General features: G+C 75.7%; 18 protein-coding genes. 7 read left to right on the forward strand and 11 right to left on the reverse strand.

Features of this window, described 5'->3' with window-relative positions:
- Positions 1-4: 4 nt before the first annotated feature.
- From ACZ6O2_RS01925 to ACZ6O2_RS01935, 3 genes are all read left to right on the forward strand, one after another.
- Positions 5-2,755, forward strand: a complete 2,751-nt coding sequence (locus ACZ6O2_RS01925; RefSeq protein ID WP_466021667.1) for an ABC transporter permease — start codon at positions 5-7, stop codon at positions 2,753-2,755.
- Between the two features lies 1 nt (position 2,756).
- Complete coding sequence (locus tag ACZ6O2_RS01930; protein ID WP_350711066.1) at positions 2,757-3,755, forward strand: ABC transporter ATP-binding protein; 999 nt, start codon at positions 2,757-2,759, stop codon at positions 3,753-3,755.
- Between the two features lie 70 nt (positions 3,756-3,825).
- Complete coding sequence (locus tag ACZ6O2_RS01935; RefSeq protein WP_466021668.1) at positions 3,826-4,644, forward strand: ABC transporter ATP-binding protein; 819 nt, start codon at positions 3,826-3,828, stop codon at positions 4,642-4,644.
- Positions 4,645-4,746: 102 nt separating this feature from the next.
- On the opposite strand, the gene ACZ6O2_RS01940 is transcribed toward ACZ6O2_RS01935, so the two are convergent.
- Together ACZ6O2_RS01940 and ACZ6O2_RS01945 are read right to left on the reverse strand one after the other, a co-directional pair.
- On the reverse strand, positions 4,747-5,283 hold the full coding sequence (locus ACZ6O2_RS01940; protein WP_466021669.1) for a hypothetical protein: 537 nt from the start codon (positions 5,281-5,283) through the stop codon (positions 4,747-4,749).
- Positions 5,284-5,446: 163 nt separating this feature from the next.
- A complete protein-coding gene (locus ACZ6O2_RS01945; protein WP_466021670.1) occupies positions 5,447-5,899 on the reverse strand; it encodes a GNAT family N-acetyltransferase in 453 nt (150 codons plus the stop codon).
- Between the two features lie 73 nt (positions 5,900-5,972).
- On the opposite strand from ACZ6O2_RS01945, the gene ACZ6O2_RS01950 reads away from it, so the two are divergent.
- On the forward strand, positions 5,973-6,485 hold the full coding sequence (locus ACZ6O2_RS01950) for a potassium channel family protein (protein WP_466021671.1): 513 nt from the start codon (positions 5,973-5,975) through the stop codon (positions 6,483-6,485).
- On the opposite strand, the gene ACZ6O2_RS01955 is transcribed toward ACZ6O2_RS01950, so the two are convergent.
- Positions 6,412-7,995 carry an alpha/beta hydrolase gene (locus ACZ6O2_RS01955; RefSeq protein WP_466021672.1) on the reverse strand — a complete coding sequence of 528 codons (1,584 nt, stop codon included), beginning with the start codon at positions 7,993-7,995 and terminating at the stop codon, positions 6,412-6,414. The two genes, ACZ6O2_RS01950 and ACZ6O2_RS01955, sit on opposite strands and share 74 nt — an antisense overlap.
- Positions 7,996-8,029: 34 nt before the next feature.
- Positions 8,030-9,142, reverse strand: coding sequence for an ATP-dependent DNA ligase (locus ACZ6O2_RS01960; RefSeq protein ID WP_350711627.1), 1,113 nt, complete (start codon positions 9,140-9,142; stop codon positions 8,030-8,032).
- 136 nt (positions 9,143-9,278) lie between these two features.
- Here ACZ6O2_RS01960 and ACZ6O2_RS01965 point away from each other — a divergent pair, with 136 nt between their 5' ends.
- Together ACZ6O2_RS01965 and ACZ6O2_RS01970 are read left to right on the forward strand one after the other, a co-directional pair.
- Positions 9,279-9,491 (forward strand): hypothetical protein, encoded by a 213-nt coding sequence (locus ACZ6O2_RS01965; RefSeq protein WP_350711629.1) that lies wholly within the window; start codon positions 9,279-9,281, stop codon positions 9,489-9,491.
- Between the two features lie 105 nt (positions 9,492-9,596).
- Positions 9,597-10,019 (forward strand): SRPBCC family protein, encoded by a 423-nt coding sequence (locus ACZ6O2_RS01970; RefSeq protein WP_466021673.1) that lies wholly within the window; start codon positions 9,597-9,599, stop codon positions 10,017-10,019.
- Here ACZ6O2_RS01970 and ACZ6O2_RS01975 read toward each other — a convergent pair.
- Positions 9,994-10,485, reverse strand: coding sequence for a GNAT family N-acetyltransferase (locus tag ACZ6O2_RS01975; RefSeq protein ID WP_466021674.1), 492 nt, complete (start codon positions 10,483-10,485; stop codon positions 9,994-9,996). The two genes, ACZ6O2_RS01970 and ACZ6O2_RS01975, sit on opposite strands and share 26 nt — an antisense overlap.
- Positions 10,486-10,532: 47 nt before the next feature.
- Between ACZ6O2_RS01975 and ACZ6O2_RS01980 the strand changes: the two genes are divergently transcribed.
- On the forward strand, positions 10,533-11,066 hold the full coding sequence (locus ACZ6O2_RS01980; protein ID WP_350711635.1) for a DUF1990 family protein: 534 nt from the start codon (positions 10,533-10,535) through the stop codon (positions 11,064-11,066).
- A gap of 122 nt (positions 11,067-11,188) precedes the next feature.
- Here the strand turns inward: ACZ6O2_RS01980 and ACZ6O2_RS01985 are convergent, their stop codons facing one another.
- The 6 genes from ACZ6O2_RS01985 to ACZ6O2_RS02010 form a co-directional block, all read right to left on the reverse strand.
- Positions 11,189-12,109 carry a DNA-3-methyladenine glycosylase family protein gene (locus ACZ6O2_RS01985; RefSeq protein ID WP_466021675.1) on the reverse strand — a complete coding sequence of 307 codons (921 nt, stop codon included), beginning with the start codon at positions 12,107-12,109 and terminating at the stop codon, positions 11,189-11,191.
- Between the two features lie 115 nt (positions 12,110-12,224).
- The gene (locus ACZ6O2_RS01990; RefSeq protein ID WP_466021676.1) at positions 12,225-13,082 is read right to left on the reverse strand and encodes a spermidine synthase; all 858 of its coding nucleotides are present in this window, start codon (positions 13,080-13,082) and stop codon (positions 12,225-12,227) included.
- Entirely contained in the window at positions 13,082-14,041 is a 960-nt protein-coding gene (locus ACZ6O2_RS01995; protein ID WP_350711640.1) for a hypothetical protein, read from the reverse strand. The genes ACZ6O2_RS01990 and ACZ6O2_RS01995 overlap by 1 nt, the downstream gene beginning before the upstream one ends.
- 49 nt (positions 14,042-14,090) lie before the next feature.
- The gene (locus tag ACZ6O2_RS02000) at positions 14,091-16,565 is read right to left on the reverse strand and encodes an AAA family ATPase (RefSeq protein WP_466021677.1); all 2,475 of its coding nucleotides are present in this window, start codon (positions 16,563-16,565) and stop codon (positions 14,091-14,093) included.
- Positions 16,565-18,001: an RNA-guided endonuclease TnpB family protein gene (locus ACZ6O2_RS02005; RefSeq protein WP_466021678.1), complete on the reverse strand. Its 1,437-nt coding sequence runs from the start codon at positions 17,999-18,001 to the stop codon at positions 16,565-16,567. Before ACZ6O2_RS02005 ends, ACZ6O2_RS02000 begins: the two co-directional genes overlap by 1 nt.
- Positions 17,998-19,179, reverse strand: a complete 1,182-nt coding sequence (locus ACZ6O2_RS02010) for an exonuclease SbcCD subunit D (protein WP_466021679.1) — start codon at positions 19,177-19,179, stop codon at positions 17,998-18,000. The genes ACZ6O2_RS02005 and ACZ6O2_RS02010 overlap by 4 nt, the downstream gene beginning before the upstream one ends.
- Positions 19,180-19,185 lie beyond the last annotated feature (6 nt).

The following is a 19,185-nucleotide window of genomic DNA, read 5'->3' on the forward strand; positions in this document are numbered from 1 at the left end:
CCGGGTGGAGCGTAGGGACGACCAGGAGCGGAGACGGGGCGTGGTGAGCATCGGGGCGGTCACCCGCCGGGTACGGGCGTACGGCGGACAGTTCCTGCTGCTCGCGGCGCTGACGCTGGTCGCCATGCTGGTGATCAGCGGCGTGCCGAGGATCGTCAACGATCACGCCCAGCAGGGCCTGCGGTCCCACCTGGGCGCCGTGCCGCCGCAGCAGCGCGACGTGACGTACTCGACCGGGCCGCTCGTCTACACGGACACCGACACCTCTCTGGTGGCCGCGCACCAGGGCGACCTGGCGAAGCTGGAGGCCGGACTGCCGCCGGTCGTACGCCAGATGGTCGAACAGCGGTGGTTCACCGCGGAGATCGCGGCCAGCCGGGTGCGAGGCCCGGACCTGGCGGCGAAGAACCTCCTGGTCGACCTCGGCCTGCGGGCGGTGCCCGGGGTCGAGGAGGCCGGCACCCTGGTCGAGGGGCGCTGGCCGGCCGACGCGCCGAAGGGCCAGCCGGTGCAGGTGGCGCTGGCCGAGGACGTCGCCCACAAGCTGAACCTGCGGCTCGGCAGCCGGCTCACCCTCGCCGCGCCGACTGCCGGATCACCCTTCGAATCCATGCCCCCCGTCCAGGTCGCCGTGGTCGGTCTCTTCCAGCCCCGCGCCGGCACCGACGGGTTCTGGGACGGCCTGCCGCCGCTGTTGCGGATCGTCGAGCCGGAGGGGGACGGCGAACCCTTCATCATCGTCGGCGTCGTCGACGGCGCGGCGTTGGACCGCCAGGCCGTCGCCGGCTGGCCGATGTCGTTCAGCTGGCGCTACCGGTTGGGTGCCGACGGCATTGACGTCCGCGAGCTGGACCAGGTGATCGACGGCCTCCAGCAGACGACCCGGGAGGCCGCCGGCCGGGACATCATCCAGGGGCTGGACATCCCGCTGCGGGAGTTCGCCGCCGAGGTGGACAGCGCCCGGACGGTGCTCGGGGTGATCGCCGCGGGAGTGCTGGCCACGCTGGCCGGCCTCGTCGCGCTGGCCGCCGGGCTGCTGGTGCGCCGACGCCGGGCGGAGTTCGTCCTGCTGCGTGCCCGGGGCGGGGCGGCCACCACGAACGCGGGCCGCAGCCTGGCCGAGGCGCTGCTGGTGGTGCCGCCCGCCGCCGCGCTCGGCTGGCTGCTCGGCGGCCTCGCTCCCGGGGCGCCCGGGGAGACCTGGTGGCTCGCCGTCGTCGCGACCGTCCTGGTGGCGTCGGCGCTGCCGGTGGCCACCCTCGCCGTCTCCACCGGCGGCACCGGGCGGCGTGACCTGGTCCGGGCGCGCCCCTCCGTGCGTCGGCTCACGGTGGAGGCGGCGCTGCTGGTCCTCGCGGGTCTCGCGGTCGTGCTGCTGCGCCGCCGTGGCCTCACTCCCGGCGAGGTCGATCCGCTGCTGGTCTCGGTCCCGGTGCTGCTGGCCGTCGCCGCGGCGGTGGTCGCGATGCGGTTGTACCCGTGGCCGCTGCGGCTGGTCAGCCGGCTCGCGGCCCGCGCCCGGGGCAGCGTCGCCTTCCTCGGTACCGCCCGGGCCGGCCGGTCGGTCGTCGCCGTACCACTGGTGGTCGTCGTGCTGGCCATCGCGACGGCGGCGTTCTGCGCGGTGACGGCCGCCGGGATCGAGGCGAGCCGGGACCGGGCCGCCAGCCGGACGGTCCCCGCCGACGCCCTGATCCTGGGGGAGCGGATCGCCCCGGACACGGGCGCCGAGTTGGAGCGGCTGCCGGGGGTGCGCGCCGCGAGCCCCGTGCTGCACGAGGCGGGCCAGCACCTGACGAAGGACGCGGTCGGCACCGACACCAGGCTCGGCAGCGTCACCGTGCTGATGGTCGACGGCCCCGCCCTGGCCCGGATGGTCAGCCAGGCCGGCGTCGACGTGACGGTGCCCGCGGCGCTGCGCACCCCCGCCGGGGGAGCCGGGCCGCTGCCCGCGGTGGTCTCCCCGGCGGTCGCCGCCGAGCTGGCCGACGCCGGCCTGGACGGCTCCGCCTTCGTCAGCGCCCAGGGCCAACGGTACGAGTTCCGGGTCGCCGAGCGGACGGAGAGCTTCCCGCTGCTGCGCGCGGGCAGCAGCCGGTTCGTCATCCTGCCCTGGCAGTCGTTGCCCCGCCGGGACTACGCCGCCGTGCCGACCGGCTTCCTGGTCGTCGGCGACGGGCTGGACGTCGAGGCGCTGCGCCGGGTCGGCGACGCCGGGCAGTCCCGCTTCCAGACGGGCGGGACGGTCGTCGGCCGGGAGCGCCTGCGCGGCGTCGAGGTGCTCACCTTCGCGGACACCCGCCGGCAGGTGGGCGAGGGCGGTGCGAACGGGGTGCTCGCCTTCGGCTTCGTCGCCGGCGCGGCCGGCGGGACGGCGCTCGGCCTGCTCGCGATCGCCTTCACGGTGCTCGCCGGCGCCCGGGAGCGCGGCCAGGTGCTGTCCCGGCTGCGCACCCTCGGCCTGTCCCGGCGCCAGTGGCGCGGGCTGCTGGTGGTGGAACTGGCCCCGCTGGTGGGCGTCTCGGTGGTGACCGGCGCGCTGGTCGGCACGGTGTTGCCGCTGCTGCTCACGCCGGTGCTCGGCCTGTCCGCCTTCACCGACGGCGTGGAGGTCCGGGTGGCGTTCGAGCCCGGCCTGGCGGCGGGGGTCGTCGCGTTGGGGGCGGTCGCCCTCGGCTTCGCGGTCGCCGTCGAGGCCCTGAACAACCGCCGGATGCGCCTCGGCGAGGTGCTCCGGCTCGGAGAGGAGAGCTGACATGACCGCTACCGCGGAGACCACCGCCGTGCCGGACCTGGCCGCCCTGCAACAGCGGGCCGCCGAGCGTGCGGCGGAGCGGGCCGGTGGCCGGGACCTGTTGCGCGGGCACATCGTCTGCGACGGGCTGGTCCGGATCTTCAAGACCGAGGGGGTGGAGGTGGTCGCGCTGCAGGGGCTCGACCTGGTCATCGACCGGGGCGAGCTGGTGGCGATCGTGGGCGCCTCCGGTTCCGGCAAGTCGACCCTGCTGAACATCCTCTCCGGGCTGGACACCCCCACCGCCGGCATCGCCCGCGTGGGCGACTACGACCTGCTCAACCTCTCCGCACGGCGGAGACTGAGCTACCGGCGTGACATGGTGGGGTTCGTCTGGCAGCAGACCGGCCGCAACCTGCTGCCGTACCTGACCGCGCTGGAGAACGTCGAGCTGCCGATGCGGCTGGCCGGTCGGCGGGGCGGCCGGCGGGCCAACCGCGAGCGGGCGCGGGAACTGCTCGACCTGGTCGGCGTCGGCCACTGCGCCGACCGGCGGCCGGGGCAGCTCAGCGGCGGCGAGCAGCAGCGCTGCGCGGTGGCGGTGGCGGTCGCCAACGACCCCGAGGTGCTCTTCGCCGACGAGCCGACCGGTGAGCTGGACGAGGCGACCGGCGCCGAGGTGTTCGGGGCGCTGCGCACCATCAACGCCGAACTCGGCGTCACCATCGTGGTGGTCACCCATGACCACGCCGTGGCCACCCAGGTCCGCCGGACCGTCGCGATCCGCGACGGCCGGACCGCCTCCGAGGTACGCCGGACGGCGCGGATCGGCGCGGACGGCAGCACCGAGCTGGTCAGCGAGGAGTACGCCGTGCTCGACCGCACCGGCCGGATGCAGCTGCCGGCGTCCTTCGTCGACGCCCTGTCGCTGCGGGACCGGGTGCGGCTCAACCTGGAGCCGGACCACGTGGAGGTGCGGCCGGGCGACCGGGCGCGGGACGAGCGGGAGGCGACGCAGTGAGCGGGCCAGGAATCAGTCGGTACCGCGTGGCCGGGCCGGTCGGCCGCGCCGAGCGCAGCGGGGCGGGATCATGAGCGAGCGGGACGTGATGGCGGACGGCCGGTACGACGGGGCGACGGTCGACGGGCGCCCCGGCGGGACGGTGACGGACGGGCGCTCCGGGGACGTCGCGGACGGGCGGCCCGGCGCAAGCGTGGCGGGCGTCGCGGTCACCGACGAGGTGGTCCGGGTGACGGAGGTCAGCCGCACGTTCGGCCGCGGCGAGCACGCGGTGCACGCCGTGCGGGAGGTGTCCTTCTGCGCCGGGCGGGGCGAGCTGGTCGCCGTACGGGGCCGCTCCGGGGCGGGCAAGACCACCCTGCTGAACCTGGTCGGCGGGCTGGACCGGCCCGACTCGGGCCGGGTGGTGGTGGCGGGGCACGACGTGACCGGGGTCGGCGAGCGGGAGCTGCTGGAGCTGCGCCGGGGCACCGTCGGCTTCGTGTTCCAGACCTTCGGGCTGGTGCCGATCCTCTCCGCCGCCGAGAACGTCGGCGTGCCGCTGCGGCTGGCGCGGGTGCCGGCGGCCGAGCGGGAGGAGCGGGTGGCGGTGCTGCTGGAGCTGGTCGGCCTGGGCGGGCACGCCGCGCAGCGGCCGTACGAGCTGTCGGGCGGGCAGCAGCAGCGGGTGGCGGTGGCCCGGGCACTGGCCAACGAGCCCGACCTGCTGATCGCCGACGAGCCCACCGGCCAGCTCGACTCGGAGACCGGCCGCGCGATCATGGACCTGATCCGGGCGGTCGTGCACGCGCGGGGCATGACCGCGCTGGTCGCCACCCACGACCCGGCCCTGATCGACCTCGCCGACCGCGTCCTCACCCTCCGCGACGGCCGCCTGGTCGACGGCTGACCGGGGCGGGTCCGCACCGACGTGCGGTGCGGACCCCCCCCCGGGTGCCGGCGACCGGGGCGACCGAGGCGCCCGGGCCCGGGCGTCGAGCGCGTCGCGCACTCAGTCCCGGCAGCGACGCCGGTGGTAGGCCACGGTGAGCGCGAGCAGCAGCGGACCCCAGAGCAGCAGCGGGGTGTAGCAGGCCAACAGCAACGCCATCCCGCCAGGGGAGAAGCCGAACCCGTCGCCGCGCGGGAGCCCGCCAATCGCGGCGTACCCCCAGATCAGGATGAGCGCGATGCCGCCCGCGGTGGCCGCGGTCTCGGCGAACGGCGGCGGCACCCGCCGGCCGCCGACCAGCGGCAGCCAGCGTGGGAAGATCTCGCCCCACTGCCGGACGAGTCCGATCGAGAGCAGCGCCAGCGCCTCCTGGACCACGCTCAGCGCCAGGATGTAGACGGCCTCCCAACCGCCGACCCGGACCGGCTCGCCGTTCACGAACGCGCCGATCGGGACGCCGGCCACCAGTGCGATGCGCCACAGCCCCGACGGGAGGGTGATCAGGGGAATCAGGTGGGCGGTCCGCACCGCCCACCGCGGTGCCGATCGTCCGTCCCGGGCGTGACTCGACGGGGCGATGGCGGTTGCGGTGCTCATGACGGACTCCGTTCCTCGGCGGCTGCTGCTCCAGCCTCGCCGGCCGAGGACGGCCCGCCACCCCGCCGGTGGGTGAACCGGCTCCCCGACGCGGGGGAGCGTCCCCCGGTCCCGGGCCACCGCGCGGCTCGCGGAAGGCGGGGCCGGCGGGTCGGGCCCGAGGTCAGAGCGGAAGCTTCATGCCCTCGTGGCTGGCCACGAAGCCGAGGCTGAGGTAGAAGCGGTGGGCGTCGTGGCGGGTCTTGTCGGTGGTGAGCTGCACCAGGGCGCAGCCGCGCTGCTTCGCCTGGTCGACGGCCCAGGTCATCATCTGCCGGCCGAGGCCCTGCCCGCGCCGGTCCGAGCGGACGCGGACGGCCTCGACGAGCTGCCGCTCCGCGCCGTGCCGGCCGAGCCCGGGGATGTAGGTGAGCTGCATGCAGCCGACCACCGCACCGTCCGCGTCGGCCACGATGAGCTGGTTGCGCGGATCGGCGGCGATGTCGGCGAACGCCCTCTCGTACGCGTCGTCGACCTCCGTGAAGTCCCGGGACTTCCCGAGCACGTCGTCGGCGAGCAGGGCCAGCACGGCGGGCAGGTCGGCCCGGACCGCCTCCCGGAAGATCACGTCGCTCATGCCGCCAGCGTGACACAACGATGTGGGGCGATGCGGGGGCGGCGCTTGCCGGCACCGGGCAGCATGATGGCTCATGGACGTCCTGCTGCTGCCGTTCCGGTGGATCTACCGGGCGCTGGTCTGGTTCGCCAACTCGCCCCGGACGTTGATCATCTCCTACCTGCTGATGATCGTGGTGGCCGGCGTCATCTACGGCCAGGTGGAGAACCGAACGGCGGCGGACGCGGTCTGGTGGGCGGTGGTGACCGCGTCCACCGTCGGGTACGGCGACATCTCACCGGTCAGCTGGCAGGGCCGGGCCCTCGCCGCGCTGCTCATCTCGACCATGGTGCTGCTGGTCATCCCGTTGATCACCGCGCACTTCGCCAGCCAGTTGATCGTCGACGACGACGCCTTCGAGCACGACGAGCAGGAGGAACTCAAGGCCGACGTCCGGCGGATGCGGGCGCTGCTGGAGGAGATCGCCGCGCGGCAGGGCATCGAGCTGCCCGACCTGCCGCCGGAGCGGCCGGTCAACGGGCCGGGCAGCGCAGCCCCTCTCTGGGCACGGTCAGGTCGATCAAGTAGGCGTCGACCGCCTCAGTGATGCAGGAGGTCTGCGGGTAGGCGGTGTGCCCCTCACCCTCCCAGGTGAGCACCCGGCCGACACCGAGCATCTCGGCCAGCTCGCCGGTCTGCTCGTAGGGCGTCGCCGGGTCACCGGTGGTGCCCACCACCAGGATCGGCGGCGCCCCGTCGGCCCGACCGGTCGGGTACGGGTCGCGGCCGCCCGGCCACTCGGCGCAGGAGAGCATGCCGACGGCCAGCGACGGGCCGAACAGCGGGTACTTCGCCCGCCACTGCGACTGGAGCTGGCGGATCCGCTCCCGGGTCGGCTTCTCCTCCTCGTCGGCGCAGTTGACGGCCAGGTTGGCGTCGAACAGGTTCGAGTAGTGCCCGTCGGAGTCCCGGTCGGCGTACGCGTCGGCGAGGCGGAACACGTCCGTCGGGTCGCCGCCCTCCAGCTCGTCGATGGCGCGGGCCAACTCCTGCCACCCCTGCTCGGTGTAGAGCGAGGAGATGATCGCGTAGAAGACCCAGCCCGGGGTGGCCTCCCGGCCGTCGTCGCCGCGCACCGGGGACACCCGGGCCTTGTCGATCGCCGAGGTGACCGCGGCGCGGGCGTCCGGGGCGATCGGGCAGCGGCCGGCGTTGGCGGCGCACCACCGGGTGAAGTTGTCGAAGGCCCGCTCGAAGCCCTTGGCCTGGCTCTCCGAGCCGGCGACCAGACCCTGCTTCGGGTCGATCGCGCCGTCGAGCACCATCGCCCGGACGTGCTGCGGGTAGAGCTGCGCGTAGGTGGCGCCGAGCAGGGTGCCGTAGGAGTAGCCGAGGTAGGTCAGCTTGTCGTCGCCGACGGCCGCGCGGACCATGTCCATGTCGCGGGCGGCCTGCTCGGTGCCGTAGAGCGGCAACTGGTCGCCGTAGCGGTCGCCGCAGCCGCGCCCGATCCGCTGGTTGAGCGCCACGAACCCGTCGAAGGACTCCTGGCTGCGCGGGTCGGGGTCGTAGCCGAAGCTCGCGTCCAGGTCGGCGTCCGGAATGCACTTCACCGGGCTGGAGCGGGACACCCCGCGAGGGTCGAAGCCGACGATGTCGAACCGGTCGGTGATCGAGGCGGGCAGGCCGCCGAACGCCGGCCCGTAGGAGAGGTAGACCGCCGTGTCCACCCCGGAGCCGCCCGGCCCGCCCGGGTTGACGACCAGCGAGCCGATCCGCTCGCGCTGCTTCGTCGACCGGGCGCGCAGCAGCGCGATCTCGAAGGTCTGCCTGGCGCCCGGGCCGGTGCCGGCCGCGCCGCCCATGCCCCAGTTACGCGGCACCTTGATCCGCGTGCACTCGTAGCGCATGTTCGGCGCGCTCCGCCCGACCAGCTCCTCGGCCACCTCCGGGCAGGGCCGCCAGGTCGGCGCGGCACCCGGCGCGGCGGCCTCGCCCTCGACGTCCGTCCGGGGGGCGAACGCCGGGAGGGTGCAGCCGGCGGCGAGCAGCGCGGCGGCGGCCAGGCCGGCCACGGTGAGCCGGAACCGGCGGATACGGGCGGAAGTGCGGGTCACGAGCGGGCCTCCGTGATCGATTTCGACGGCCAGGCTACGCCGGGCCCGCGGCGGAGCCCACGGTCACCGTCGGGTCGCCGCGGAGCACCTGGTCCACATCGAACCGGACCGGCCGGTCGAGCTGGTCGTAGCGGCAGGAGCCGGGCTCGCGGTCGGGCCGCCACCGGACGAACCGGGCGGTGTGCCGGAACCGGTCGCCCTCCATCGCGTCGTAGCCGACCTCGACCACCAGCTCGGGGCGGAGCGGCTCCCACTCGAGGTTGCGGGTGCCGGTCCAGCGGCTGACCCCGCCGGGCAGGCGCTGGCCGCGCTCGTGGTCGCCGTGCACCCACGGGTGGTCGGCGCCGGCGTCCCGGTAGGGCTCCAGCTCCTCCAGCAGCTCGGCGCGGCGGGCCATGGTGAACGAGGCGCTCACCCCGACGTGGTGCAGGACGCCCGCGTCGTCGTAGAGCCCGAGCAGGAGCGAGCCGACCACCGGGCCCGACTTGTGCCACCGGAACCCGGCCACCACCACGTCGGCGGTGCGGGCGTGCTTGACCTTGAACATGAGCCGCTTGCCCGGCTCGTAGGGCAGGTCGGCCGGCTTGGCGATCAGGCCGTCCAGGCCGGCGCCCTCGAAGACGTCGAACCAGCGGTGGGCGGTGTCGACGTCGGTGGTGACCTGGGTGACGTGCACCGGCGGGCGGACCCCGGCCAAGGCCGCCTCCAGCCGGGCCCGCCGCTGCGGATAGGGCTGGTCGAGCAGGGTCTCGTCGTCGAGGAGGAGCAGGTCGAAGGCGACGAAGTCGGCCGGCGTGGTCTCGGCCAGCAGCCTCACCCGGGAGGCGGCCGGGTGGACGCGCTGGGCCAGTAGCTCGAAGTCGAGCCGGGGCTGCCCGCCCGGGCCGTCCCGCCGGATCACGATCAGCTCGCCGTCGACCGCGCACCGCTCGGGCAGCTGGCGGCGGGCCTGCTCGACCACCTCGGGGAAGTAGCGGGTCATCGACTTGCCGCCCCGGCTGGACAGCTCGACCTCGTCGCCGTCGCGGAACACGATGCACCGGAAGCCGTCCCACTTCGGCTCGTACGTCATCCCGGACGCGGTGGGGATCCGCGGGACGCTCTTGGCCAGCATCGGCTCGACCGGTGGACTGATCGGCAGCTTCACGGCGACCAGTCAACCAGACGGCACCGACAGTCGTGAGGCAGATCACGGCCGGTCGGCGGGCGGCGTGTCTCCCCGCGCGTCCCTCGTCCCTGCCCGGGCGAATCGGAAAACCGCAGGTCAGAGCTAGTTTCGCGGGGTGTCGGAGTGGGTCTGCGGGTGCTGCGGTCGGTGGCGGGTGAGCATCGAGCTGATCCGGGGCCGCCACCGCTACCGGCTCGTGCGCCGCTACCCGGCCCGCTTCGGCGGGGGCAAGGACGTGCTCGGCGAGGTCGGCTCGGTGGCGGAGCTGGAGGAACTGCTGCGTCGGCGTACCCCCCTGGGGCTGGCCGACCTGCACGAGGCCGCCTGACCCGGCGGCGACCGACCGGTCGGCGGATGCCGCGGTCACGATCCGCCGGGCAGCGTCGTCACCGGTGGGCGCGGCGCGCGGGGCGCCGCCCGGGAGGGGGGCGCGATGCGGTTCGAGGCCGGTACGGAGGTGGCCGCCGAGCCCGGACGGGTCTGGGCGGTGCTGGTCGACGTCGAGCGGTGGCCGGAGTGGACGCCCTCGGTGCGCCGGGCCCGGCGGGGGGAGCCGGGGCCGCTCGCGGTGGGCGCCACCGTCAGGCTGGAGCAGCCGAAGCTGCGGCCGGCCGTCTGGCGGGTCACCGAGCTGGCCGAGGGGCACTCCTTCGCCTGGGTGTCGCGCAGCCCCGGCGTGCGCACCCTGGCCGAACACCGGGTGCTGCCGCTGGCCGACGGGCGCAGCCGGGTCGAGCTGGTGCTCGCGCAGTCCGGGCCGCTGGCCGGTCCGGTCGGCTGGCTCTACGGCGACCTGACGCGCCGCTACCTGCGGATGGAGGCCGACGGGCTCAGGCGTCGCTGCGAGCGGGACTGACCACGGACTTCTCCAGCAGGGCCAGCCGGTGGCCGTTCGGGTCCGGCCGGTGCCCGACCACGCGGTAGCCGTGCCGGTGGTACAGCCGCAGGTTCTGCTCGCTGTCGGCCCCGGTGAAGAGCGCGAAGCGGCGCACGCGGGCCGCGCAGGCCGCCTCGACCGCCCGCAGCAGCCGCCCGCCGACGCCCCGGCCCTGCTGGTCGGGGGCGACGGCGAGGCGGCCGACGTGCGCGGTGTCGCCGTCGACGTGCGCCCGCACCGAGCCGACCAGCCGGTGGCCCAGCCGGGCGGTGAGCACCGTCGCCGGCCCCGCCAGCGCGGCCCGCACCTCCTCCAGGGTCTCGGTCAGCGGCGGCAGGAACGGGTCGGCGTAGCGCTGGGCCTCGACGAGGTACGCGGCGCGCTGCACCGTGAGGATCTCGCCCGCGTCCGGGACGTCGGCGGGGGCGATGCGCGGCTCGATCACGCCGACAGCCAACCACACGGCCCCGCCGCGCCGCCCGTACGCTGACGGTGATCCGTCGAGCCCCGGGGGTGCGCGCCGTGCCGGCACTGACCTATCCGCACGTCGGCGCCACCCGCGTCGGGGACCTGCCGCCCGGCTGGCGGCACGTGCGGCACCGGGTGCGGCTGCCCGACTCCTGCTTCGCCGCCGCCGGCGCGGCGGTGCTCGGCTGGCGCCTGCACCGGGCGGCCGGCATCCGGATGGACGCGGTGGCCGACCGCGCCGCGCCCGGAGTGCGGGTGGTCTCCCGGCTGGGCGTCGGCCCGCTGCGGCTGGCCGCGCCCTGCGAGGTGGTCTGGGCCGTCGACGACGACCGGCGGGCCGGCTTCGGGTACGGCACCCTGCCCGGGCATCCGGCCAGCGGCGAGGAGGCGTTCGTGGTCAGCCGCGACGCCGCCGGTCGCGTCTGGTTCGAGGTGGTCGCGTTCAGCCGCCCGGACCGCTGGGTCATGCGGGTGGCCGGCCCGGCCGGCCGGGCCTTCCAGCACGCGTACGCCTGGTGGCTCGGCCGCACCCTGCGCCGCCTCTGCGCCCGCTCCTGACCGCGCGCCTCGTCCGCCCCGTCGCGGGCGCCGTGGCCGACAGACGGCATTCGCCGGCCAGAGGCGGCGCGGCGGGCGGCACCGCCCCGCCGGACGGAACGGCGCCGCGCGGCGGCGGCCGGTCAGAACCGGGCGAAGGAGCGGATCGGCATCCGGGGGCCGTACCTCGGGGCCTGGACGCCCCCGGCCTCCAGCAGCACGCAGACCCGGCCCCGGTGCCCCCGGAACGGCTCCAGCAGCGCCAGCATCCGGGTGTCGTCGCCGCGTGGCTCGCCCGCGAGCGCCCAGGCCACCGTGTTCGGCACGTGGAAGTCGCCGACGCTGACCGCGTCCGGGTCCCCGTACGCGATCCGCACCACCTCGGCGGCCGTCCACGGCCCGATGCCGGCGATGGCGGTGAGCCGGCGGGTGGCTTCGGCGGAGTCCGCGCAGCGCTCCAGCCGCTCCGCGACGGCGGCGGCGCGGCGCAGCGTGTCGGCCCGGCGCTGCTCCACCCCGAACGGGTGGAACACCCAGTACGGGGTGGCGGCCACCGCCGCCGGCTCCGGCGGCAGCAGCAGCGGCTGCATCGGCCCGGGCGCCGCCTCGCGGAAGTGCCGCACCGTCGCGGCGTACGCGCGGTACGCCTCCTTGCCGGTCACCTTCTGCTCGAGGACCGCCCGGAGCAGCCGGGGGAAGACCTGACCGGTGGCCGGCATCCGAAGCCCCCGGTGCTGGACCGCCAGCCGCGCCACCACGGGGTGACCGGCGGCGAGTTCCGCGAACCCGCTGAGGTCGTCGCGCAGCCCCGCGACCGCGTCCGCCCGCTCCACCACCCAGTCGGCGCCCGGGCCGTAGCCCTCGGCGAGCAGGTCGCCGCCGGCCGGCCGCAGGGCGAGGGTCGCCGGCCCGTCGGGGGTGCGGGTGGCCCACCAGAAGGTGCCCGCCGCGACGCGCGCGCAGGGGTCGTACGCGCTGAAGGTCAACGCCCGGACCGACGCGGCCAGCCGGTAGCCGGCCGGCGGGCGCAGCTCCCGGCGGGCGGAGGGTTCGGTCCCGGTCACCCGCCCATGCTGCCACGCCCCGGTCCCGTGACCGGCGGCACCGGCGGGGCGCGGCGGCGCCGGTACGCCGGTCGTCCCCGCTCGGCACGGCCGTTCGCAGGGCCCCGCGAACGGATCAACGACGCACGGAGAAGATTCCGGGCGGCGGCGGGGTCGAGTCGGTGGCGTCGGCGTCGCGGACCACCGGGGCCCCGCCGGCGAACCGGTCCAGCTCCCCGCCGGCCAGCACCCGGCCGGGGAACCAGTCCCCGGCGGCGCGCCGGGTCAGCTCCGGCACCGGCGGCTCGACCCGGCTCGCCACGAGCACCAGGTTGCCGTAGCGCCGCCCGCGCAGCACCGCCGCGTCCCCGACCAGGCACGCCCGGGGCAGCACCGATCGGACCGTGGCGACCTGCGCCCGCGCGTGACGCAGCGGTGGGCCGTCCGCGACGTTGGCCAGGTAGCAGCCGTCGGGGCGCAGCACCCGGGCCACCTCGGCGGCGTACTCCACCGAGGTGAGGTGGGCCGGGGTGCGCGCGCCGGCGAAGACGTCGGCGACCACCACGTCGTAGCCGGCGTCCCGGCTGGCGGCGAGCACCGCGCGGGCGTCGGCCACCCGCACCTTGAGCCGGAAGTCCGCCGGCCACGGCAGGGCGCGGCGGACCAGCTCCACCAGCGCACCGTCCACCTCGACCACCCGCTGGGCGGAGCCGGGCCGGGTGGCGGCCACGTAGCGGGGCAGGGTCAGCGCCCCGCCCCCGAGGTGGAGCACCCGCAGCGGCGCACCGGCCGGGGCCAGCAGGTCGATCGCGGCGGCCAGCCGCCGGACGTACTCGAACTCCAGGTGCGTGGGGTCGGCCAGGTCCACGTGCGACTGCGGCGCGCCGTCCAGCAGCAGGGTCCACGACCCCGGCCGGTCCGGATCCGGCACCAGCTCGGCCAGCCCGGTGTCCACCCCCGCGGCCACCGTCTCGGCGCCCCGCCTGCGCCCCATCAGCGGCGGGCCCGGGCGGCGGCGGTGAGCACCCGGTGCAGCAGCCGCGCGTCGCCGAGCAGCGCCCGCAGCCGGCGCTCCAGGCCCGCGATCGGGATGAGGTTCTGCGGTGCCCGCGGGTCCTTGTACGGGGTGGAGGCGAAGCGGGGCAGCGTCACCAGCGACAGGTCGGCCAGCTCCACCGCCTCGTCGATGCCCAGCTCGGCGGAGCACTCCATCCGGACGATGCCCGCCCACGGCGCCCCGAGGGCCACCGGCAGCCGCAAATACCACGACCAGCCGCCCCACGCCGTGCCGAGCCGGAACACCGGGGACCGCTCGCCGGCCGCCAGCCCGGTGACCACCGCCGTCAGCCGGGCGTCCAGGTATTGGCTGTGCTGCGTCTTGATGTAGCCCAGCGTGCGCGGCAGCTGTCGCCGGTTGCGCAGCGGGCCGTCCACCACCAGCAGGTCGCCGTCGGTGCGGGCCGCCCCGGAGACCTCCACCTCCAGCGCGGTCAGCGGCCCCTGCACGGCGGCGGGGAGCTTGTTCAGCTCGCCCGTGCCGCTGACCCGGTGCACCGGGTAGCGGACACTGCCGGCGACCACGTCCACCGCCGACGGGCTGGCGGTGAACAGGCCCCGGCCGACCTTCGCGCCGGCGAGCCGCGCCGCGCCGCGCTCCAGGTCGCACCGGACCACCCCGGCGGCGTACGAGGCGGCCAGGCCGGGAAAGGACGCGCCGTCGTCCTCCGCCGTCCACACGCTCGCGTCGATCCGGCGCACCCCGTCGACCAGCAGCACCACGTCGGGGGCGCGCACCCCGGGGCGGGGCCCGATGGCCCGCCAGTCCACCGCGGGCAGCTCGGCGTCCGCGTCGACCTGGGCGCTGCTCGGCGCGGCGGGACCGCCGCCGGACGCCTCGAACGAGGCCCCGTACGCCGGGTCCCAGGCGTCGACGAAGAACCGGGGATCGGTCACCGGGGCGAGCCTCCCGTCGTGGCCCGGGGGACGCCGCGGCGGCCCCCGCTCACCGGCCGGTCCGCTCGACGCGGGCCGACCGGGCGTCCTTGCTGACCTCGTAGCGGACCGGGATGCGCTCGGCCAGCGCCGGCACGTGGGTGACCACCCCGACCATCCGGTCGCCCCGGGCGGCCAGGCTCTCCAGGGTGGCGGCCACCGTGTCCAGGGTGGCCGCGTCGAGCGTGCCGAAGCCCTCGTCGAGCACGATCGACTCCAGGCTCGCCGCGGTGGTGGACATGCCGGCGAGCTGCTCGGACAACGCCAGCGCCAGCGCCAGCGACGCCTGGAAGGTCTCGCCGCCGGACAGGGTGCGCACGCCCCGGCGCAGCCCGGCGTCGTGGTGGTCGACGACGAAGAACTCGCCCTTGTCGTGCACCAGGTCGTACTGCCCGCCGGACAGCTCCCGCAGGATGCCCGACGCGCCGTCGACCAGCAGGTCCAACGCCTCGGCCAGCAGCCACCGCTCGAAGTTGTTGGCCCGCAGGTGCCCCGCGAGGGCCCGGGCCACCTGCGCCTCGTGCTCGTACCCGGCCCGCTGCTCGCGCAGCCCGCCGGCCTGCTCGCGGCGGCGCTCCAGCTCGCGCAGGTCGCCCTCGGCCCGCTCCAAGGCGCGGTCGGCGGCGCGTACCGGATCGTCGGTGGCCGGCAGCCCGGCGGCGGCGAAGATGCCCGCGATGCGCTCGCCGACGCCGGCCGCCACCGCCTCGGCCTCCGCCACCGCGGCGGCCCGCCCCGCCCGCTCGGCGCGGCGGCGCTCCGCCTCCGTGCCGGCCCACCCGGTGAGGGCCGCCCACGCCGCGCCGAGGTCGTCGCGGTCGGCCGCCGGCGGCCCGAACCGGGCCAGCCCGTCGCGGGCGGCGTCGAACGCCCGCCAGGTCGCGCGCAGCCGCTCCTCGGCGGCGTCCACGGCCGCCCGGGCCCGCCGGGCCGCCTCCCGGCCGGCCCGCACCGCCGCCGCCGACTCCTCCAGCGCCCGGCGCAGCCGCGCGTGGTCGTCCAGCTCGCGGCGCAGCACCGCCGGCTCCGCCGCCCCGGCCAACTGCCCGTCCAGCTCGGCCAGCCGGGCGTCCAACTGGTCCTGCCGGGCCCGCGCCCGCACCAGCACCCGCTCCAGCTCGCGGGCCGCGGCGTCGCGCTCCGCCACCACCGCCTGCGCGGCCTTCGTGGCGGCCCGCGCCGCCCGGCCCGCCGCCGTGGCGGCGGCGACCGCCGAGTCCGCCGGCACCGCCGGCACCGTCGCCACCGTCTGCTCGCAGACCGGGCAGGTCGCCCCGTCGCGCAGGTGCGCCCGCAGCGCCACCGCCTGGTCGGTCGCCTTGGCCTCCTCGTGGGCCCGGAAGGCGGCCTCCAACTCGGCCTCGGCCCGCTCGGCCGCCGTTCGCGCCTGCGTCAGCGCGGTCACCGCCGCCGCGTGCTCGCCCCGCGCCGTGCCGACCGCCGCGCGGACCGTCTCCGCCTCGCCGGCCAGCTTCTCCCGGTCGGTGTACGCCCGCAGCAGCAGCCGCAGCGCGCTCTCGTCGCCGGCCGCGGCCAACTCGCCGCGGAGCTTCTCCTCCCGCTCCTCGGCCAGCGACACCGCCGTCGCCGCCTCGTCCGCGCCCGCCCGCGCCGACGCCACCGACCGGGCCACCTCGGCCACCCCGTCCGGCGCGCGCACGGCGGACAGCACCGCCAGGTCGGCGTCGAGCGCGGCCAGCGCCGCGCCCGCCTCGCGCGCCGCCTCCCGGGCCGCCGCCAGCTCCGGTACGGCCGCCGCCACCGCCCCGACCAGCTCCCGCATCCGGTCGACCTGCCCGGTCGCCGCCGCCAGCGCGGCGTCGTCGACGTCGGCGAGCCCGGCCAGCGCCTGGTCGACCGCCTCCAGCTTCGCCTCGGCCTGCGCGGCCCGCGCGGTCGCCTTCTTCTGCACCTCCTCGTAGACCCCGAGACCGAGCAGGTTCACCAGGATCTGCTGCCGGGTGGCCGGCTTGGCGTGCAGGAAGTCCGCGAACTGCCCCTGCGGCAGCACCACGCAGCTGGTGAACTGCTCGTACGGCAGCCCGACCGCCTCCAGCACCGCCTGCTCCATCTCGGCGGGGGTGCCGGCGACCACCTCGCCGAGGTCGTCGGGGCTCAGCCCCGTGTCGAGCTTGGTCACGTCGAAGCCGGCCGGCATGAGCTGCAACCCGGCGTTGGCCGTCTTGACGTTGCCACGCCCGTCCCGGCGCACCACCCGGGTCGCCACGTAGCGGGATCCGCCGGACTCGAAGACCAGCCGCACCCGCGCCTCGGTGGCCGACGGCGCGAGGGCGTTGGCCAGCCCCCGGGTGCCGCCCCAGCGGGGCACCGTGCCGTAGAGGGCGAAGCAGATCGCGTCCAGCACCGTCGACTTGCCCGAGCCCGTCGGCCCCACCAGGGCGAAGAAGTCGGCGTCGGTGAAGTCGATCGTCGTCTCGTCCCGGAAGACGGTGAAGCCCGCCATGTCCAGCCGCATCGGCCGCATCAGTGGTCGACCTGCTTCCTACTGTTGCTCATGGGTGAGCAGTTCGGATGTTTCGCTCTCCGCTCGGTGGTGGCCGGGCTGGAGTCCTGGACCGGCAGTCTGGTCCGGTGGCGATCGGTCCGGTCCTGCAGGATCTGCTTCACCTTGTGGTGTGGGGTGTGCAGGGCGATGTCGGGGTCGCCGGCTCGGTGCAGGATGTTGATCGCGGCGTTCACGTCGGCCTGCCACACCACCCCGCACGAGGTGCAGTGAAGCCTGTCACCGCTGCGTCGGCCGAGCCGGCCGCAGCGGTGACAGGCTTGTGAGGTGTAGGCGGCGTTGACGTGAACGAGCGCAGAACCTCTGCGCTCCGACACGCTGGACAAGGCCTCGGCGGTGACTCCTTTGGTCCACGCGGCGAGGCGCCGGTTGGCATTCCTACCGAGCGTTCGGCGCCCGGCAAAGGCTTTGGTGAGATCCTCGGCGACCACGGTGGCGGCCCTGTCGACCACCCGGTGCACGGCGGTGAAGATCTCTGTACGGACCTGCGCCCGGTGACGGGCGGCCCGCCGGTCCCGCTTGACATGCCCGAGATTGTTGACAGTGATCCGGTACGCCTTCGCGTGGTCACCTCGCCGCGCGGCGTTGTTGGCTATCGAGCGCAGCTTCGCCCGGCGGCGGTTACGCTCCTTCACCCGGTCCGACTCCGCGGCCAGCAGCTCGCCGAGGCGGATACCGTGGTGCTCGCCCTCGGAGTCGGTCAGGACTTCGGTGTAGCCCTTGTCGACACCGATCATCCGGTCGCCGCACGGCTGCTGCGAAGATCGCATCTGCGACGCATCGATCTGGTAATGCACCTCGACCCGGCCACCTCGCAGGACTAACCGCAGCGTGCCGGTCGGAGCGACCGTCGTCGACAGCGGAATCCTGACCATCCTGCGGCGTTCCAGACCAGGAACCGCCAGCCACAGCCGGCCGTACCCGTCAGCGACCGTTTGGTGCTGATCAGCACGCACAACGATCTGATCGTTGGTACGGTTCTTGCCGCGTTTCCAGTGCTTACGCATCTGCCGAGCCAGGAACGGATCGTCCGCCCACCCGTCGCTCTTCAGCGCGCTGAGCATCCGCTTGCGCTCGGCCGGATCACTCGTACGCCGCAAAACGGCCCGCCGCACATCGGTCTTGGCAGCCGCCATGTTCGCCGCCACATCGGCCATCGCGTCGCGCAGGGTTTCCTTCCACGCATTCGCCAGCACACCGAACCGCTGATGTATGCCATCAACCAGCCAACGGTCCCGCGCCTGCCGGTCCCCCAGCCCGGAACCGACTCCGCTGATCGAGCCGTAACGCTGCCACACCTCGCTGCGGACCCGGCCCAGCCGGCGGGCCTGCTCCGCCAAGGCCGCGTATTTACCGGCATTCAGGCCGGTTGAATAAGCGATCCGTGTGACCTTCACCGCTCGTCCCCTACGGTCAATCCGCCCCTTTCGGTTTCGACCTCCTCGAAGAGCTCGTCGAAGAGCCCCCGCACCCCGTCGTCGGTGTGCCCCCGGCTGTCCAGGTAGTCGGCGAAGAGCTGCCGGGGCGAGCGGCCGGCCCGCTGCGCCACCCGGGCGCCGCCGCCCGGGGCGGGCACCAGCTCGGGGTCGATGCGGATCTCCAGGGCGCGGGGCAGCAGCTCCTGCACCTCCTCGCGCAGCCCGGCGCGGGGCTGCTCCCGCACGTACACCCGCAGCCAGGCGTCCGGCACGTCCATCTCGGCGAGCTGGGCCAGGGTGCCCCGGACCGTGCGCAGCGTGGCCGCCGCGACGACCGGCACCTCGCGGACCTGCGCCGCCGTCGTCGCGGTGACCTCGACGACCGTCACCGACGGCACGTTCTCCTGCTCGCCGAAGTCGACGGCGAGCGGGCTGCCGCTGTAGCGGATCGGGCAGGGGCCCTGGACCCGCTGCGACCGGTGCAGGTGGCCCAGCGCCACGTAGTGCGCGGTGCCCGGGAAGACGGTCGCCGGCACGGCGTAGCCGAGCACGGTGTGCGCGTCCCGCTCGCCGCCGCCGGTCGCCGCGCCGACCACGGTCAGGTGGGCGGTGACCAGGTGCACCCGGTCCGGCTCGGTGAAGCTCTCGGTCAGCCGGCCCAGCACCCGGCCCAGGTGGTCGGCGTACGTCTGGGTGGCCTCGGCGGCGGTCAGCTCGTACATCTCCACGGCCCGGATGGCGTAGCGCTGGGAGAGGAACGGCAGCGCGGCCAGCCGCCAGCGCTCGCCGCCGGCCGTGGTGCCGTCGACGACGTGCTCGTCCGGGTTCTCCCGGACGCCGCCGCGCAGCGTGATCCCGGCCGCCTCGGCCCAGGGGCGCAGCGCGTCGAGGGCCTGGCCGTTGTCGTGGTTGCCGCCGATCGCCACCACGTCGGCGCCGGTGCGGCGCAGCGCGGTCAGAGCCCGGGTGACCAGCCGGGTGGCCTCGGGCGTCGGCGCGGCGGTGTCGTAGAGGTCGCCGGCGACGATGACCAGGTCGGGCCGCTCGGCCCGGGCGACGTCGATCACCCCGGCGAGGACCTGCTTGTGCTCCTCGGCCCGCGACTGGCCCTTGAGGACCTTGCCGACGTGCCAGTCGGAGGTGTGCAGGATCTTCACGGGTCT

This window comes from Micromonospora sp. NPDC048040 (genome assembly GCF_055587185.1).

Coding starts and splice junctions, on each gene's coding strand:
- ACZ6O2_RS01930 (WP_350711066.1), top strand. CDS start 2,757: ATGACCGCTACCGCGGAGACCACCGCCGTGCCGGACCTGGCCGCCCTG.
- ACZ6O2_RS01935 (WP_466021668.1), top strand. CDS start 3,826: ATGAGCGAGCGGGACGTGATGGCGGACGGCCGGTACGACGGGGCGACG.
- ACZ6O2_RS01940 (WP_466021669.1), bottom strand. CDS start 5,283: ATGAGCACCGCAACCGCCATCGCCCCGTCGAGTCACGCCCGGGACGGA.
- ACZ6O2_RS01945 (WP_466021670.1), bottom strand. CDS start 5,899: ATGAGCGACGTGATCTTCCGGGAGGCGGTCCGGGCCGACCTGCCCGCC.
- ACZ6O2_RS01950 (WP_466021671.1), top strand. CDS start 5,973: ATGGACGTCCTGCTGCTGCCGTTCCGGTGGATCTACCGGGCGCTGGTC.
- ACZ6O2_RS01970 (WP_466021673.1), top strand. CDS start 9,597: ATGCGGTTCGAGGCCGGTACGGAGGTGGCCGCCGAGCCCGGACGGGTC.
- ACZ6O2_RS01990 (WP_466021676.1), bottom strand. CDS start 13,082: ATGGGGCGCAGGCGGGGCGCCGAGACGGTGGCCGCGGGGGTGGACACC.
- ACZ6O2_RS02000 (WP_466021677.1), bottom strand. CDS start 16,565: ATGCGGCCGATGCGGCTGGACATGGCGGGCTTCACCGTCTTCCGGGAC.